The 17,215-nt window shown below is 52.9% G+C and carries 11 protein-coding genes and 1 pseudogene; 1 reads left to right on the forward strand and 11 read right to left on the reverse strand.

Annotated elements, in window-relative coordinates:
- Positions 1–2: 2 nt before the first annotated feature.
- The 9 genes and pseudogenes from MON40_RS06040 to MON40_RS06080 all read right to left on the reverse strand — a co-directional run bounded on the left by MON40_RS06040 (position 3) and on the right by MON40_RS06080 (position 13,798).
- Complete coding sequence (locus MON40_RS06040) at positions 3–2,846, reverse strand: type I restriction endonuclease subunit R (RefSeq protein WP_039862980.1); 2,844 nt, start codon at positions 2,844–2,846, stop codon at positions 3–5.
- Positions 2,847–3,998: 1,152 nt separating this feature from the next.
- Positions 3,999–4,936, reverse strand: a pseudogene (locus MON40_RS06045) (NAD(P)/FAD-dependent oxidoreductase).
- Between the two features lie 192 nt (positions 4,937–5,128).
- On the reverse strand, positions 5,129–6,283 hold the full coding sequence (locus MON40_RS06050; protein WP_003778331.1) for an HlyD family secretion protein: 1,155 nt from the start codon (positions 6,281–6,283) through the stop codon (positions 5,129–5,131).
- Between the two features lie 89 nt (positions 6,284–6,372).
- Positions 6,373–8,034, reverse strand: a complete 1,662-nt coding sequence (locus MON40_RS06055; RefSeq protein ID WP_003778333.1) for an MFS transporter — start codon at positions 8,032–8,034, stop codon at positions 6,373–6,375.
- A 268-nt stretch (positions 8,035–8,302) separates the two neighbouring features.
- Positions 8,303–9,733 (reverse strand): efflux transporter outer membrane subunit, encoded by a 1,431-nt coding sequence (locus MON40_RS06060; protein WP_242926027.1) that lies wholly within the window; start codon positions 9,731–9,733, stop codon positions 8,303–8,305.
- A 232-nt stretch (positions 9,734–9,965) separates the two neighbouring features.
- Positions 9,966–10,973 (reverse strand): IS5 family transposase, encoded by a 1,008-nt coding sequence (locus MON40_RS06065; RefSeq protein WP_242926028.1) that lies wholly within the window; start codon positions 10,971–10,973, stop codon positions 9,966–9,968.
- A 165-nt stretch (positions 10,974–11,138) separates the two neighbouring features.
- Positions 11,139–11,654 (reverse strand): single-stranded DNA-binding protein, encoded by a 516-nt coding sequence (locus MON40_RS06070; RefSeq protein ID WP_003742079.1) that lies wholly within the window; start codon positions 11,652–11,654, stop codon positions 11,139–11,141.
- A gap of 3 nt (positions 11,655–11,657) precedes the next feature.
- On the reverse strand, positions 11,658–13,040 hold the full coding sequence (locus tag MON40_RS06075; protein WP_003778338.1) for an MFS transporter: 1,383 nt from the start codon (positions 13,038–13,040) through the stop codon (positions 11,658–11,660).
- A 128-nt stretch (positions 13,041–13,168) separates the two neighbouring features.
- Positions 13,169–13,798 (reverse strand): lytic transglycosylase domain-containing protein, encoded by a 630-nt coding sequence (locus tag MON40_RS06080; protein ID WP_003756649.1) that lies wholly within the window; start codon positions 13,796–13,798, stop codon positions 13,169–13,171.
- A gap of 280 nt (positions 13,799–14,078) precedes the next feature.
- Between MON40_RS06080 and ppx the strand changes: the two genes are divergently transcribed.
- Positions 14,079–15,587, forward strand: coding sequence for an exopolyphosphatase (gene ppx, locus MON40_RS06085; protein ID WP_003778342.1), 1,509 nt, complete (start codon positions 14,079–14,081; stop codon positions 15,585–15,587).
- Positions 15,588–15,708: 121 nt separating this feature from the next.
- Here the strand turns inward: ppx and MON40_RS06090 are convergent, their stop codons facing one another.
- Both MON40_RS06090 and MON40_RS06095 read right to left on the reverse strand, forming a co-directional pair.
- Positions 15,709–16,182 carry a hypothetical protein gene (locus MON40_RS06090; RefSeq protein WP_003778344.1) on the reverse strand — a complete coding sequence of 158 codons (474 nt, stop codon included), beginning with the start codon at positions 16,180–16,182 and terminating at the stop codon, positions 15,709–15,711.
- 56 nt (positions 16,183–16,238) lie between these two features.
- A complete protein-coding gene (locus tag MON40_RS06095; protein WP_003764731.1) occupies positions 16,239–17,150 on the reverse strand; it encodes a nucleotidyl transferase AbiEii/AbiGii toxin family protein in 912 nt (303 codons plus the stop codon).
- Positions 17,151–17,215: the final 65 nt, after the last annotated feature.

Here is a 17,215-nt window from a genome sequence, read left to right on the forward strand (position 1 = left end):
TTTTATGCTGTCCATTGTCGGTTAATCTCGTTTAATAGGGTGTTAAAGTCTTGGTCGTTGGCGGCGACTTCGCTCAATACGTCATAGGCTTGCCCTAAGCCGCCGTGTTGATTGAACGGGGTAAGTTCAAAGTCGTTCTCGTCGATGGCAAAGGAAGTGATGATGTGGTCACGAATCATGGTCAGCCATTGCATTTGCTCTTCGGTCAGCGGTTTGTCGGCGCGGCGGTTGTGTTCAAACGCCCATGTTTGGAAGTTTTTACGCACGGTTTTGCTAAATGGGGTGATTTTGCCATCAATGCCAATCACTCGGCGAATAAGGCTGACTAAGGCGGTGAGTTCGCTTTCTGCCTGTTCGCTGACGTTATCCAAACGCGCGTATGCCTGCCAGATATGGCTGAATGCCAATTTCGGTTTGGCTTTTTTGATGGCATCTGCCAGCTCTTTAATCATCGCAAGGCTTAAGGCTTGGCGTTGATAAGGCTGATTATAGAAAATCTGCAAGGCGGTAATTTCGTCTTTGTTGCTGCGTATCCATTCGGCAAAATCTTGGGTCAGGGTTTCATCATTTTCTGCCCAGCCTGCGTGGATGACTTCATCAATCTGGGCGTCAATTTTCTGCTCGTTTTGTTTGCGGATGTCGTCCAATATGGTGAAGAGTTCCATGGAAAGCGGACGTGTGGCGGCTTTGACGCGCTGTTTTTGTATCTGTAAAACGGTTTTTTCAGACGGCGTCTCATCGATGGAAATGCCTTCTTGCTCGCAAGCTGCCCGATGGATTTCATCGGCATTGATGGCGTGAAACAGGTCTTTGACCAATTGCGGTAATGGGACGCCGCCTGTGATGGCGGTGATTTGCTTCTGTTGTTCGTCATCAAGCTGTTTGTTTAAACGGGCAAGGCGTGCCGCCAGTGAGCTGATGCTGTCGCTATCAAATGCGCCGCCGAAGACGACGGCTTTTCCTAAATCGGAAAAGCTGACCGAACGCTTGGTGTCTAATTGTTGGCTTGCCGTTTTGAGCGATTTTGTAACACCGATGGCATCGACAATTACATAATGGGTTTTGGCTGATGATGCGGAAGGGCTGACTTTTTGCAGGCCTTCTTTATCAAGCGTGCGTGTGCCGCGCCCTTTCATTTGCTCGAAATAGTTACGGCTTTTGACATCGCGCATAAACAGTAGGCATTCAAGTGGGCGGACATCCGTTCCTGTGGCAATCATATCGACGGTAACGGCGATGCGCGGGTTGTAGCTGTTGCGGAAATTCGCTAAGACGGTTTTGGGTTCTTCGCCTTGTTCAATGATTTCGCCGTTTTCACCCACAATATCGTCTTTGGCTTTGTAAGTGATTTTTTTGCAAAATTCGTTGCCTTGCCCGAACTCTTCCCGCACCATTTTGATGATGTCGTCGGCGTGGCTGTCGTTTTTGGCAAAAATCAAGGTTTTGGGTACTTCTTGACGATTTGGGAACATTACGGGCAAATGGTCGCGGAACGTACGGATAATGGTGCGGATTTGGCTTGGATTGACAACATCCCTGTCGAGTTGCTTGGCGGTATAGGCCTCATCGCTATCTTGCTGCTGCCAGCGTTTGCGGCGTGTGGTGCGTTCGCGGTGTTCGACCAGTTCTTCGGCTTTGAATTTGCCGCCATCAAGGCTGATTTTGGTATTGATCAGATAGACTTCATTGCCTACGTTTACGCCATCGGCAACGGCTTGCTCGTGGCTGTATTCGCTGACGACATTTTGATTGAAAAAGCCAAAAGTGCGGTTGTCCGGTGTGGCGGTTAAACCAATCAGATAGGCATCAAAATAATCCAACACTTGTCGCCAAAGGTTGTAAATGGAGCGATGGCATTCATCGATAAAGATAAAATCAAAAAATTCGGGTGGCAGATCCGGTTGATAGGCAACGGGCAATGGTTCTTTTAAGCGGTTTTCCCATTCTTCCAATTCCATGCTGTCATCCGGTATCGACAGGTCTTCCCCTTTTAATAGGGAATACATGCGCTGAATGGTACAAATGCAGACTTCTACGCCGTTGGGAATGTGCGGCGATTTAATCACTTGAGCGTTGTAGAGTTCGGTAAATTTGCGGTTGTCGTCAGACGGGGTAAAAACCAACATTTCCTGCTCGGCCTGTTCGCCCAAATTGACGGTGTCGACTAAAAATAAAATGCGGCGTTTGCCTGTGTATTTGAGCAAACGATACATAATGCTGATGGCGGTATAAGTTTTGCCTGCACCTGTGGCCATTTGAATCAAGGCGCGCGGCAAATCTTTTGCCAAAGAATCTTGCATATTTTCAATGGCGGTTAATTGGCAATCGCGCAAGCCAAGTTCAGACGCAGATAGATGATTGGGATTAAGTAGCGGGATAGCCTTGAGTTTGGCGCGTAGGGTGTTTTTGCCTTCACTTGCCCATTTTTGCAATGTCTCGGGGCGGTGAAAGTTGAATACTTCACGGGCACGCGGGGCAGGGTCGTTGCGGTTGGTAAAACGTGTTACTACGCCCGTGCTTTCATATAAAAAGGCAATCTCTGCTTGCTGAATATAATTAAGTTCGCTATCGGCATAGCGTGCGCTTTGCTCTTCCACCGTATTGAGCTTATGTCCAAAATTTTCTGGCTTAGCTTCAATCATAGCAACCGGCTCGCCATCAACAAACAACAGATAATCTACCGGACCGCTGTCGGTCGGATATTCACGCACTGCCACACCTAAACTGCTGTTGCGATTAAAGTGCTTCACCGACTGTATCGCCCAGCCTGCCTGCTCCAATTTTTGATCGATGATGTCGCGGGCTTGCTGCTCGGGGTGTTGGTTGTAGGTTACCTGTTTGCTCATAAATACTATCCTAGATAACGCGTTAAAACTGATAAAAAAAGATGTTCATTTGTTGTATTCGGTGAAACTGTATAACTTGCTGTCCTGCTTCAAAAAGCGAAACACGACAATTTTCCCGGCTGCTCTGCAACTGCTTTTTGTAATTTTCAATGATAACCCAAGTAGCTTTCATTTGCTTCAACTGCATAAGTAAACATTCTGAAAACTCTCTGCTTAAATGGTTTCCCATTGAAACAATTTTGGTGCAAATGTATTTTCCTATTCGGAATCAACCTCAAATTATACAGGGTAGATTTAGATTAAATCAGGACAAGGCAACGAAACCGAAAACAGAACCGGCTTAAACTTGCCCACTATGTTTTTAAACAAGTAGAACGCGCAAGATTCATATTTCACGATTGTGCGTAAACACAGAAGGCTGTCAGGCTATCAATCCGGTTTAACTTGCGAGACACAACAAAAAGGTCGTCTGAAAACCGGAAAACCGATTTTCAGACGACCTTTTATGCAATTCTGTTTTAGAAGGGTTGTTTCTATATAAGGAAAGAATGAAAAAATAAAACTCTAATTATTTCAACTTGTTGCAATCAAATATTGATGACTTTCTTAAAAATACGTAAAAATAACCCGATAACAGAGTAATTATATCATTATATTTTACAATATTAACGTAAAATTTTTACACATTGCTTTCAAGAGCCAACCATTTATGTTCTCTGTTTTACTTTTTGAAAATAAAACAGAGGACTTCTATATTTTGGTGTAAATAATTCTCTTGAATAAATTTCTGTTCTATAGCTATGCTCTATTTTTGAGTTTCAAATGTAGTATGGAGCTATCAAAATTGACAACTCCATAAATAATATTCTTATTCTTTGTTTAATCTAACAAGAAAATGCTTAAATTGTTCTTCGTTGTTATCCAACTTTCCGAAAAATAACTCATCAATTTGCTCAATTAACGGAACAGCTGTTTGTAATATTTCTTCTCCTTTTGAGACCTTTGCAAAATTCCCCAAAATCCCCTAAATGTCTTGGTGGGAATTTAGGGGATTTTGGGGAATTTTGCAAAGGTCTCATTTTAAGATAAACAGGTCGGTGTTTGTCGGGCATCAATGCCCGACCTGCAACTGTTTTCAGACGACATCAACACCTATTCAAACGCCAAATCCCCCACCAGTTCCGCCAGCGTGTTCAGCCGCTGTTCCGATTTTTCTACAAACGGGTTTGCCGTATCCCACGCATAGCCCGCGAGAATGGCGGAAATCATGCGGCTGATTTCGGGCGCGCGGTTGGGTGCGTACACCACGTTTTGGAAACGGTTGTCGTACCAGCCGTCCACATAGGTGCGAAAAGCGTTTACGCCCACCATCAGCGGCTCGGCGAACTCGCGCTGCCAGTCTGCCGCTTCGCCTTTGAGCTGGCGGGCAAGCAGGTCAGCGGCGAGTTTGGCGGAATGCAGCGCGATGGTTACGCCCGATGAGAACACGGGGTCAATAAACTCGGCGGCGTTGCCTAACAGCGCGAAATGTTTGCCGTGCAGGGCTTTAACATTGGCGGAATAGCCTTGGATGCTGCGGTAGGGGAAGCCGTTTTCCCATTCGGAATGTTTAAAAAATTCAACCAGATTGGGGCATTCTGCCACTATTTGTTTCAACACGGCTTCGGAATCGCCCGCCAGTTTGTCGGGTGTGTCGACCACGCCGAGCGAGCAGGTGTTGTCGCCGAAAGGGATTGTCCAAAACCATACGTCGCGGTGCTGCGGGTGGGTGGTAATCAGGATTTTGTTGCGGTCAAAATCGGCTTCGGCGGCGATGTTGTCGGTGATGCGCGTGAAATGCGCCATGCGAACGCTGCGCCGTTTTTAAACTGAAAGCCTTTCTCGGCGCGCACGGCATCGGCAAAACCGGCTTCTTCCAGCATTTCCATGCAGTGCGGCAGCAGGCTCTCGCCAATCACAAAGCGCGGAAAATGCTGTTTTTCCAGCGCGCATACTTTGAAGCCCTGTTTGTTAAGCAGGGCGGAGGCAACCGAGCCTGACGGGCCTGCGCCGATGACGGCAACGTCAAATTGGGTGTGGGACTTTCGCAGATAAATGGTTTGGCATAAAAGCGTAATTATAGAATTTTACAAGGCAGCCTGAAAATGGGGGAATGGAGTTTGAGGCTGCTTTTTGTTGAGTGGGTTGGGCAATTGATGCACGGATAATGCCCGATTTGCTTTACTTCAATAAAAAAAGCAGTCTGAAAGGCCGTCTGAAAACTTTTCAGACGACCTTTTACCTTACTTCGTAGCAATGTTCACTTCCGCCGACATCCCCGGCGCGAGGCGTTCCAAATCCTGTTGCCCTGCGTCAAATACGATTTTTACGGCGATGCGTTGGACGATTTTGACGAAGTTGCCCGTGCCGCTGTCGGCTTTAATCAGGCTGAATTCGGAAGCGGTGGCGGGCGAGATTTCGGCGACTTTGCCGCTGAACGCCTTGCCGCCGAGTGCGTCGATACTCACGCTGGCACTCTGCCCGATTTTCACGTTGGCCATATCGGTTTCTTTGATGTTGGCGATGATCCAGCGTTCGGGCGGCACGACGGACATCAGCTGCGTGCCCGCGCTCACAAGCTGCCCTTGTTTTACGCTGACTTCGCCGAGTTTGCCGCTGGCGGGCGCGTAAATCACAGTATGCCCCAAATCCTGTTTTGCCAAGTCCAGCAGGGCTTGCGCGTTGGCGATGCCCGCCTGTGCGCCCTCGCGCCCTACTCCCGTGTTGATGATGTTCTGCTGCGCCACGGCGTATTGCTCCTGCGCCTGTTTCAGGCCCGCTTCGGCTTGTTTAACGGCGGTTTGCACGGCATCGCGGCTGCTTTGCGACACGGCATCGGCACTCACCGCCTGTATGCGCTGCCATTCGCGGCGGGCGCGGTCAAGCTGGGCGCGGGCGTTGTCAATCGCGGCTTGGTTGGCTTTGGAGACGGCGAGGGCGGAGGCTTTGTCCTGCGCGGTTTTGTTCAACGCCGCCTGCTGCCCCGCCAGCCCAGCTTCGGCTTGGGCGACTTTGGCGCGGTAGGGCGCGGGGTCGATTTCCACCAGCGGCTGCCCTGCTTTTACGTTGTCAAAATCGCGCACCAGCACTTTCTGCACATAGCCGCCCACGCGCGGGCTGACGGCGGTTACGCTGCCGCGCACATAGGCGTTGTTGGTGTAAACCTCGCCCATGCCGAAGGGCGGCAGGCGGAAGGCATACAGGGCAAGCACCACGCCGATTGCGCTGGCGGCGAGTATGCCGATGCTGCCGAAACGGTGTTTTTCAGGCTGCCATTGGGCGGGCTCTTGCGGCTCGGACGGGGTTTCAGACGACGTTTCAGGCTGCATCTCGGGCTGCGGCACGGCGGTTTTTTGGGATTCGGTGTCGGGTTGTTCGGGGGTGTCGGGTTGGGACATTTTTTGCTTTCCGTTGATTTGGGGGTTGTTGATTCGGTTAATGGGTTGGTGCGGTGGTTTTCAGGCTGCCTTTAATGCCGTCTGAAACACTATTTCCCCAACGCCGCAAACACTTTCGCCTTCTCCGCCGCCAGAATATCAATCTTGTAATAACGGCGGTACAGCCACAGGGCGACGGCGACGAGGGTCGATACCGCCGCCATCGCCGCCAGCAGCGCGAACAGGTCGCTGTATGCCGCCACCGACGCTTCTTTGCCCGCCTGCGCGGTGATTTGCGAGACGGCGCGGCCTTGCAGCAGCACCGGGTCGGAGAGGGTGGCGGAGAGGGCGGCGGCGTTGCGCTGGATGTCGGCGGCGAGCGCGGGGTTGGAGAGGGTCAGGTTTTGCGCGATGGCGGCGAGGTGGTCGCGGGTGCGGTAAGTTAAAAACGCGCTGAATGCCGCCGCACCCGCCAGCCCGCCGAGGGTTTGCGACAGGCCGAACACGGCGGAGAAGCTCATCATGTGGTCGGGGCTTTTCGCCAGCGCGCGCAGTGCGCCTTCAAGCATCATCGGCCCCATAAACAGCAGCGAGGCAAAGGCAACGATAAACTGGCTGAAATAAAGTTGCGCGGGGCGGGTCTGCATGCCCACGCCGATTTCCAGCCACGCACCGAGGGCGAAACAGGCGAGCGCAACCATCACGGGGCGGCGGATGTCGTTGATATCCAGCAAAATCAGGCTGCCGACCACACCCGCCAGCATTCCGCCCGCAACAATCAGGTAAAACGTGCTCATCTGCGCGCTGCCCACGCCCACCGCGCCCATCAGCCCCGCCGCGCCGACGGTCTGCTCCGAGGTCAAGAGCCGCGCCATCACGCCCATCACGGCGAAGATGAGGATTTGCGGCACGGTCATCCAGTGCCAGTCCAGCATCGGCTTGTGCCGCGTCGATTCGATGTACAACGCCAGCCCCGTCAGCCCCACACCGCCCGCGAGCAGCCAGCCGAGCCACTGCGTCGTCCACCACACCGTGCGCCCCTGCACGAGAAAGGCGCACAACAGCGCGATGCCGGAGGCGAACAGGGTAAAGCTGAGCGCGTCGGTCAGCGTGAACGATTTGCGCACGGTGATGCCGGGCGGCAGCGGCAGGGCGAACAGGCAGGCGGTGCAGGCGAGCGCGAGGGTAGCCTGAAGGGCGAACACGCCGTTGAGGTCGCCGTCGCCATACAGCAGCGGCACGAGGCTCTGCGCCAGCGGCGTGCCGACCTGCATCAGACCCAGCCCGAACACCAGCCCGACCAGCTTTTTCGTGCCGGTAAAGCCCTGCATCATGTAGTAAATCGACAGCACCAGCAGGCCGCTGGCGGCGATTGCGGCGGCAACACACGCGATGAGTTCCACTTCGTAATGGTGATAAACCAGTTGCAGTAGGCTGGCGGCAAGCTGGGCGAACAGGGTGATGCGGACGAAGCGTTGCAGGCCATACGCCTTGCGGACTTTGAAAAAGAGGACGCTCATGCAGGCGTAAGCCATGAAATACGCCGCCTGAATCCAGCCGCCCTGCTGCAAATCGAGCGACAAATCGCCGCGCAGTTGCGGCAGCGAGGCGGTGAGCAGCCCGTTTTGGAAGCCCGACGACAGCGCGAGTAATAAACCGATGGCAAGATACGCGAGCCGCCGCTTTTTCGGATGCTCGGGCGAGGCGGGCGAACCCGGCATAAAGGGCATTTCATGCGGCTTGAAGGTGTAGCCGCCGGATTGCAGGGGCATGGGGAGTCCTTATGGGTAGGTCGGGTAGGGATGCCCGACTAGCTTGCTGGTTTTCAGGTAGCCTTTGCGTTTCAGGCTGCCTCAAACTTTCGTCATTCCCGCGCAGGCGGGAATCTTGTTCGGGTTTCGGCGGCAGTGGTTTTTGCTGCCTTTTGATGCGGCTCAACCAAGATTCCCGCCTGCGCGGGAATGACAGCAAAATTTTGTTTCAGAAGACATTTAGGATTTTAGCTTCGCAGAAACTCGCGTTGCTCGTTTTCAGGCTGCCTTATTTGTCCGCCGCAAAACCTCCGCCAAAGGCGGTATTTAACGCCAGCCACGCGGTAAACAGCTTCGCCTGTGCCTGCGCCAGTTGCGCTTCGTTTTGCAGGGTTTCGTCCTGCGCGGCGAGCCAGTCAAGCTTGTTGTCCAGCCCCGCGCGGTAGCGGCTTTGCGCGGCGGCGGCGTTTTTGCGGGCCAGCGCGGTCATCTCGGTTTGGTCGCGCACGGCTGCGGCAGCGGTTTCGTATTGCGTCAGAGCGTCGGCCGCCTCGCGCAGGGCGGTGTAAACGTTTTTGTTGTAACGCGCCGCCTGCTCGTCAAACTCGGCTTCCTTGCGCGACAGGTTCGCCCGCAACGTGCCGGAAGTAAAAAGCGGCAGGCTCACGCTCGGCAGCAGTCCGGCGAGAAACGACGACGAATGCGGCAGGTTGCCGATTTCCACATTGGACAAGCCGGCCAGCGCCTTGATGGTAATGTTCGGATAAAACTCGGTTTTCGCGCTGGCAACCAGATGGCGGCGGGCGGTCAGTGCCTCGCGCTGCGCCGCCAAATCGGGGCGTTTGCCGAGCAAATCGGCGGTGAGCTGCGACACGGGCGGCGCGGGGGTGTTGGCGGCGGGGTTGGGCGCGAAGTTGTCCAACGCCTGCGCCGGTTGCCCGGTCAAGGCGGCAAGCGCGTGGCGGATTTGCGCAATGTTGCCGTCCAAATCCGACAAGGCAGCCTGAAAACGGCTGTTGCCTTGCTGTACCGCATAGAGCCTGCTCGGCGCGACCTGTCCGGCGCGGATGAGTTCGCGCACCACCTGCTCGCGCTCGCGGTTCAACTGCGCCCGCTGCGCCACGCGCTGCCGCGTTTCCAGCAGCAACTGCCATTGGCGGTAATACGTCGCCACGCCCTGCGCCAGCAGTAGCCGCGTCTGCGCGATTTCGTATTCCACGGCGCGTTGCTGCCCCAGCGCAGCTTCCAGCTGGTGCTTGTATTTGCCGAACACATCGGGCGACCATTGCCCTTGCAGTTGCAGCGATTCATAAGTGATATTGGTGCCGTGGTCGCCCAGCAGCCGCTTTTCCAAATCGCTGATGAGTTCGGGCTTCTCGCGCTCGTTTACGCCGTCGCGGTGCAGCAGTGCGCCGCTCAGCCCCAATCCAATCTTCACGCCGCGCTGCGAATCCGCCAAATCCGCCCCCGCCTGCGCCTGCCGCAAGCGCGCCTGTGCCGCCGCCAAATCGGGCGAACGCGCGAGGGCGGTGTCAATCAGGCTGTCGAGCTTGGCATCGTTGAGCGCACGCCACCATTGCGGCGCAATCGGCGGCTGCGAGCTGGCGGGCAGACCGAGCGTTTCGGCGGTTTCCACGGCGGCGGGGGTGTGCTTGGGATGAGTGGCGCAGCCCGAAAACAGTGCGGCACAGAGGAAAAATAAAGGGAAGCGTTTGAACATTTTGAAATATATATAAACAGGAATCGGGATGATTATAACGAAAAGCGTATCGGGCGGGGGTTGGAAAACTTCAACGCAAAAGGCAGAGACCTTTGCAAAATTTCTTTTCCTCCAACAACCGAAACCCAAAAACAGGTTTTCGGCTGTTTTCTCCCCCAATCACTCCTAATTTTACCCAAATACCCCCTTAATCCTCCCCGGATACCTGATAATAAGGCATCCGGGCCGCCTTTTAGGCGGCAACAGGCACACTTAGCCTGTTAGCCGCTTTCAACAGGTTCAAACACATCGCTTTCAGATGACTTTGCGCACTCACTTTGAGCAGACCAAAATAGGCTGCCCGGGCGTAGCGGAATTTACGGTGCAGCGTACCGAAGCTTTGTTCGACCACATAACGGGTCTTCGACAAATATCGGTTACGTTTGGTTTGCGCTTCCGTCAGCGGACGGTTGCGGCAGGCTTTGCGCATAATGCCGTCTAACAACTGATGCTCTTTCAGATGTTGCCGGTTTTCCGCACTGTCGTAGCCTTTGTCGGCATAGACGGTCGTACCTTCGGCAATGCCTTCCAACAAAGGGGACAGATGGTTGCACTCATGGGTATTGGCAGGAGTGATGTGCAGTTTCTCGATATAGCCTTCCTCATCGGTACGGGTATGTTGTTTGTAACCGAGTTTGTAGAGGCCGTTTTTCTTTGTCCAACGGGCATCTTTGTCCTTACTCGGTGTGGTTTGGCCGCTGACTTGTCCTTCCTCGTCGACTTCTATGGCCTGACGCTGTTTGCTGCCGGCAGTCTGAATAATGGTGGCATCAATGACGGCGGCGGATGCTTTCTCTACTTTTAGGTTTTTTTCGGCCAGTTGTCGGTTAATCAGTTCCAGCAATTCGGACAGGGTGTCGTCTTGCGCCAGCCAGTTGCGGTAGCGGCATAAGGTGCTGTAATCGGGGATGCTCAGTTCGTCAAAACGGCAAAACAGGTTGAAGTCGATGCGGGTGATGAGACTGTGTTCGAGTTCGGGATCGGAGAGGCTGTGCCATTGTCCGAGCAGGACGGCTTTGAACATGGACAACAGTGGATAGGCGGGACGGCCGCGGTGCTCTCTAAGGTAACGGGTTCTTTGACGATTCAGGTACTGCTCGATCGGTTGCCAATCAATCACCTGATCCAACTTCAATAGTGGGAAGCGGTCGATGTGTTTGGCAATCATGGCTTGTGCGGTTTGCTGGAAGAAGGTGCTCATGAGAAATCCCCTAAATGTCTTGGTGGGAATTTAGGGGATTTTGGGGAATTTTGCAAAGATCTCAATCCGCCTGTGTCAATAAAAGTGTAAAAAAGAGAAACCTTATTTTATAAGGTTTCTCTCATTTTTTTGTGTTATATTTTACAATATTTAATTATATGTAACTCAGAACGGAATATCGTCGTCGATGTCCTCGACAGGGGCTGCCGGTGCGGCGGGAGCTTGGCGGCGGGGGGCGGCAGGGGGTTCTTGGTTTTGCGGGGCGGCTTGGTATTGTTGCTGCGGCGCTTGTTGTTGGTAGCCGCCTTGGCTGTAACCGCCGTCGTCGTAAGGTGCGCCGCCGCTGTTGTCGTTGCGGCCGCCGAGCATTTTCATTTCATTGGCGATAATGTCGTATGCGGTACGTTCGATGCCGTCTTTGCCTTGGTATTTACGGCTTTGGATGCGGCCTTCCAGATAAACTTGGCTGCCTTTTTTCAGGTATTGTCCGGCGATTTCGGCGAGACGGCGGTACATGGTGATGTTGTGCCACTCGGTGCGTTCTACGCGCTGGCCGTTGCGGTCGTTCCATGTTTCGCTGGTGGCGACGCTGAAATTGCAGACGGCTTCGCCGTTGGGCATATAGCGGACTTCGGGGTCGCGGCCGAGACGGCCGATAAGGATGACTTTGTTCAATGACATTTTTTAAACTCCTGTGATGATGTTTTCGGCGGCCTCTTGGTCAAATCCTTTTTGCAACGCCTTGATGTAAATGGTTTGTTTGTCTGCGCTGAAGGTAATGCTTTCGACGCCTTCGACTTGGGACAATGCTTGGTAGAGCGAATCGTGTTTTTCCTGCCATACGGGGCTGACGGGATAGCTGAGGTTTTTGACGGGTTTGGGCGCGGGCGCGAGTACGGCGATGACCAGCCACAATAGCATCAATACGCTGCAAAAGGTGAAAACGCCTGCAAAGCCGTATTGTTGAAACAGCCATCCGCCGCTTGCGCCGCCCACAAACAGCCCGACGGACTGCATGGTATTGTAAACGCCCATCGCCGTGCCTTTCAAATCGGCCGGCGCAATCTTAGAAACCATGGACGGCAGGCTGGCTTCCAATACGTTGAAGCCGATGAAGTAAACAACCAGATAGGCGGTAATCAGCCAAATCGAGTGCATGCCGAACAATAAGCCGATTTGCGCCGCTGCGATGCAGGCGATGCCGAGGATGAAGACTTGTTTGAGCTTGTTGCGGGTTTCGCCGATGATGATGAGGGGGATCATAATCACCAGCCCTGCAATAGTCGAGGGCAGATAGACTTTCCAATGCTGGATTTTTTCCAAACCGAGCTGCGTCATGGCAAAAGGCAGGGCGGTAAACAACGCCATTTGTGCGGCATGCAGCGCGAAAATGCCGAAATCCAAGTTGAGAAGCTGGCGGTCGCGGAGGACTTCGCCCATGCGCGAGGGCTGCGCCTGTGTGTCTTCGTGCAGCTTGGACACTTCGGGATCAGGAGTCATCCAAGCGACAACGCCTATGCTGATGACGGTCAGGATACCGGTCAGCATAAACAATCCGGAAACGCCGATAATATCGGCAATCATCGGGGCGACCACCAGACTGACGGAAAAGGTCAAACCTATGCTCAAACCTATCATCGCCATCGCGCGGGTACGCACGCCGTCTCGGGTCAAGTCGGCGAGCAACGCGGTCACTGCGGCGCTGACTGCGCCCGCCCCTTGTATGGCGCGCGCGGCAACCAGCATGGGCAATGAGTTGGCGGCAGCGGCGAGAAAACTACCGGCGGCAAAGACAATCAGTCCGACATAAATGGTTTTTTTACGTCCGAATTTATCGGAGGCGATGCCCAAAGGCAGTTGCAGCAAAGCCTGCGTCAGTCCGTAGATACCCATTGCCAGACCGACCAAAGTTTTGTTGTTTTCCGCGCCGGGCAACGAGGCGGCATATAAGGACAAAACGGGGAGAACCAAGAACATCCCCAACATACGCAGAGCGTAAACGCCGGAGAGGGTGGTGCTGGCACGCCATTCGTGCGGGAACATTTGGATGCGGGTGTCTTTTGCCATAAACGGTTTTTCAGACGACCCGGTAGGATTTTAAGGTCGTCTGAAATTTTAAAATTATCAGATGTGCGGATTATACAGGATTCAAAAGGGTTTGCATTTGCACGGGCGCAGCCGTTTATACCCCGCGGTCAGCCCCATTGCCAGCGGTTGCGCCATGCGCCTAAGACGGCGTTGGGGTATTTGTTGCTGCCCAGGCTGCCGTTGAAGCGCGCCAAAGCGCGGACGATGTTGCCTTTTTCGATATTGTTGTAGTGGCGCAGGATGGTGCAGCCGTAGCGCAGGTTGGTGCGGATGTCGAACAGGTTGTGCGAAGGTTTGCCGATATAGTTTTTCCAAAACGGCATGACCTGCATCAGCCCGCGCGCGCCCACGCCGCTGATGGCGTATTGGCGGAACGCGCTTTCGACTTCGATCAACCCTAAAATCACTTGGGTATTCAGCCCCGCGCGGCTGCTTTCGTATTGGATGTTGACCAGCAGGCGGCGGCGTTCGGCGGCATCGGGAACGTAGCGGGCAAGGCGGGAGGACATCGCCGCCAGCCAGCGTTCGCCTTCGTTTGGATCGGCGAACACGAGGCGCGGCGGATTGACATTGTTGATGGAGCTGCGCATCACTGAAGCGACATCGTCGGCAAGTGTTTCTTCGCGTTGCGCGCCGGCGAGTGCGGCTGCAGGACTGAGCAGCAATGCGCCGCCAGCCAGTAAAAAGCGGCGGCGGGACGGGGATTCGGGCGTGAGGATCAGGTTTTCCGTTTTCATGTGTACTGTCATTCGTTTAGTCGGTTTAAAGGTCGTCTGAAAACCCTATTTTTGTTTTCAGACGACCTTTTGACGTTTGCAAAACGGGTATTATAAGAATATCTCCGTGCAGAATCAAAGGTGGCGTGTATCATTGATGAGCGGATTGACTTGAAACAGACAATGAGTGATACATCAACTCAGTGCAATATTGCGGCGGTTTAAAGTTGATCTGCGATATTGTCAATCAACGGCGGGACAGAGTAACATTAGAGCTTCGTTTATCCACCGGTATCCCTTCATGACCACTACGCCCACCAACGTCCTGGCATCCGTCGATTTAGGTTCCAACAGCTTCCGCCTCCAAGTTTGCGAAAATAACAACGGACAACTGAAAGTCATCGATTCCTTCAAACAAATGGTGCGTTTTGCCGCCGGTTTGGACGAACATAAAAACCTCGACGAAGCATCCCAAGAGCGTGCCTTGGACTGTTTGGCAAAATTCGGCGAACGGCTGCGCGGGTTCAGGCCCGAACAAGTGCGCGTTGTGGCGACCAATACCTTCCGCGTAGCAAAAAATATCGCCCAATTCCTACCCAAAGCCGAAGCCGCACTGGGCTTCCCCATCGAAATCATCGCAGGTCGTGAAGAAGCCCGCCTCATTTACACCGGCGTCGTCCACACCCTACCGCCCAACGGCGACAAGATGCTCGTCATCGACATCGGCGGCGGCTCGACCGAATTCGTCATCGGCTCCGACCTCCAGCCGCTCGCTACCGAAAGCCTGCCCTTAGGCTGCGTCACTTACAGCCTGCGTTTCTTCCAAAACAAAATCACCGCCAAAGACTTCCAAGCCGCCATCTCTGCCGCACGTAACGAAATCCAGCGCATCAGCAAACTCATGAAGCGTACAGGTTGGGATTTCGCCATCGGCACATCCGGCTCCGCCAAATCCATCCGCGACCTCATCGCCGCCGAGCTGCCCCAAGAAGCCGACATCACCTACAAAGGCATGCGCTACCTCGCCGACCGCATCATTGAAGCCGGTTCCGTCAAAAAAGCCAAATTCGAAAGCCTCAAGCCCGAACGCGTGGAAGTGTTCGCCGGCGGACTGGCCGTCATGATGGCAGCGTTTGAAGAACTCGAACTCACCAAAATGACCGTTACCGAAGCCGCCCTGCGCGACGGCGTATTCTACGACCTGATTGGACGCGGTTTGAACGAAGACATGCGCGATCAGACGACCGCTGAGTTCCAAAACCGCTACCACGTCAGCCTCAACCAAGCCAAACGCGTCGCCGAAACCGCGCAAGCCTTTATGGACAGCCTGTGCCACGCCAAAAACGTAACCGTCCAAGACCTTGCCCAATGGCAACAATACCTCGGCTGGGCAGGCAGGCTGCACGAAATCGGACTCGACATCGCCCACACCGGTTACCACAAACACTCCGCCTACATCCTCGAAAACGCCGATATGCCCGGCTTCTCCCGCAAAGAGCAAACCATACTCGCGCAACTGGTCATCGGACACCGCGGCGACATGAAAAAAATGGCGGACATCGTCGGCAGCAGCGAAATGCTTTGGTACGCCGTCCTCTCCCTGCGCCTCGCCGCACTTTTCTGCCGCGCCCGCCTGCCTTTGGATCTGCCGCCGCAAACCCAACTGCGCGCCGACGAAACAGGAAAAGGCTTCATCCTGCGCATCAGCCAAAACTGGCTCGAACAACACCCTCTAATCGCCGCCGCACTCGACTACGAAAGCGCGCAATGGCAAAAGATCGATATGCCTTTCAACGTGCAGCCTCAATAGGATCAAAAAGGCAAAAAGGTCGTCTGAAAATTAGATTCAGACGACCTTTTTGCCTTTTTGTATATGAACCGTTTGTATCCGCAGGGTAGATATTTTTACCCAAATATGATTCGCCGATCATTCAATACAAAATATGTTTCTTTAAATAGCCTGATTCAATCATTGGGAAAACATCAGCCAGAGGGGAAGGTACTATAATATCTGCGTGATAAATTATTACTTCTTCATTTTTGTTTAATTCATTCTTATATTTTCCGTACAGATTTTTATCATTATCAAAAAACCAAATTAAAGCATATATCTTCCCATGAATATTTTCTGATTCATGATATAACTTTTTAAATTTATCCCTATTTCCTTCTTTATTCAGTCTTTCAAAGCTATTGCTTTGCTTGGATTTCGACCCTTCTTCTCCAATTAATTTACTTTCCAATGCTTTGGCATGGGCTAATCTTGAAACATCACTATCATTTTTACCTGAACGAAAATTCATATTTCCTCCGGCTATTGCCGTAGTTAAGAAAAATAAACCTAACAGAGCTATGAGCATTTTCTGCCATTTCGTTTTGTCGGTTCTAAAAATGAGGATTCCCATAATAATGCTCCTTTCTGAGAGGTCGTCTGAAAAATCATTTTCAGACGACCTGAACTTTATTGCGGCAAGACAAGATTGTCTAACGTCAGCCCCGCATCGCGCAAGCTTTGTACGTATTGCTCAAACACGGTTTGATAATCGTCTGGTATTTGCGGACAGGTATAAGAAAATTCATCTGTTTTACGTTGGTAGTCCCAGTCTTGGCGGAGGTTTTTGATATAAGGGTGGCGTGTATCGTAATGGCAGAAAATATCACGCAGATTGCTCGAAAACAGGTGGCGTATGTTTCCCAGCGGGATGCGGTCGCGGCGGCATTCGGCGGTAAGTATGTCTAATATTTGGGCAATCAGATTGGTGTCGCCTTGAATGTGTCGAACGAGATAACTCAAGTCATACAAATCCTTAAAGCGCGGACGGATGAGCGTTTGATGCAGCTTCCATGCGATTTGCGGGGCGAGCGGTACGGAATAGGGCAGCGTAAATTGGTCCATCGCTGTATTGAATACGGTGTAGTAATCGGGTTCGATAGGCAAATCCAGATTAAACGATACATCAACGCTTAATTCTACAAGCTGACCGTTGATGGTGCAGGTCAAATCGGTATTGGTGGTGGGAAAATCGTCCGACATGGCGTAATCCACATTGCGCCAAAAGGGATTTTGGGAGAATGGTGTGAACGTTACGCCATCATAGGCATAAGCGGTGGTTACGGCTTGCGCCCATTTGTTCAGACTGTTTTCGGCAGAACGGTAGTCTTCTTTATACGGCAACATCACATAATCCAAATCGGCAGGCAGGCGCATTTGCAGATTGGGAAAATATTGGCGCGTGATGTGGCTGCCTTTGAGCATAAAGGGAAAATCCAAGCTGGCAGCGCGGCGGATAAATGCTTCTTGGGCGATAAGCTCCAGCAGCCGGGTTTCGGAAAGGTCGGGATACTGAAGGGCGTAGAGTTCAATGGGATTCATGATGCGTTTTGAGCAAGGTTATATAGTGGATTAACTTTAAATCAGTACGGCGTTGCCTCGCCTTG

Origin of the sequence: Neisseria macacae ATCC 33926 (assembly GCF_022749495.1) — a bacterium.
Lineage (GTDB): Bacteria > Pseudomonadota > Gammaproteobacteria > Burkholderiales > Neisseriaceae > Neisseria > Neisseria macacae.

Excerpts from the sequence above, each read along its gene's own strand:
- ppx (WP_003778342.1), top strand. The coding sequence starts at position 14,079 with ATGACCACTACGCCCACCAACGTCCTGGCATCCGTCGATTTAGGTTCC.
- MON40_RS06065 (WP_242926028.1), bottom strand. The coding sequence starts at position 10,973 with ATGAGCACCTTCTTCCAGCAAACCGCACAAGCCATGATTGCCAAACAC.
- MON40_RS06050 (WP_003778331.1), bottom strand. The coding sequence starts at position 6,283 with ATGTCCCAACCCGACACCCCCGAACAACCCGACACCGAATCCCAAAAA.
- MON40_RS06060 (WP_242926027.1), bottom strand. The coding sequence starts at position 9,733 with ATGTTCAAACGCTTCCCTTTATTTTTCCTCTGTGCCGCACTGTTTTCG.
- MON40_RS06040 (WP_039862980.1), bottom strand. The coding sequence starts at position 2,846 with ATGAGCAAACAGGTAACCTACAACCAACACCCCGAGCAGCAAGCCCGC.
- MON40_RS06095 (WP_003764731.1), bottom strand. The coding sequence starts at position 17,150 with ATGAATCCCATTGAACTCTACGCCCTTCAGTATCCCGACCTTTCCGAA.
- MON40_RS06075 (WP_003778338.1), bottom strand. The coding sequence starts at position 13,040 with ATGGCAAAAGACACCCGCATCCAAATGTTCCCGCACGAATGGCGTGCC.
- MON40_RS06080 (WP_003756649.1), bottom strand. The coding sequence starts at position 13,798 with ATGAAAACGGAAAACCTGATCCTCACGCCCGAATCCCCGTCCCGCCGC.
- MON40_RS06070 (WP_003742079.1), bottom strand. The coding sequence starts at position 11,654 with ATGTCATTGAACAAAGTCATCCTTATCGGCCGTCTCGGCCGCGACCCC.
- MON40_RS06090 (WP_003778344.1), bottom strand. The coding sequence starts at position 16,182 with ATGGGAATCCTCATTTTTAGAACCGACAAAACGAAATGGCAGAAAATG.
- MON40_RS06055 (WP_003778333.1), bottom strand. The coding sequence starts at position 8,034 with ATGCCCCTGCAATCCGGCGGCTACACCTTCAAGCCGCATGAAATGCCC.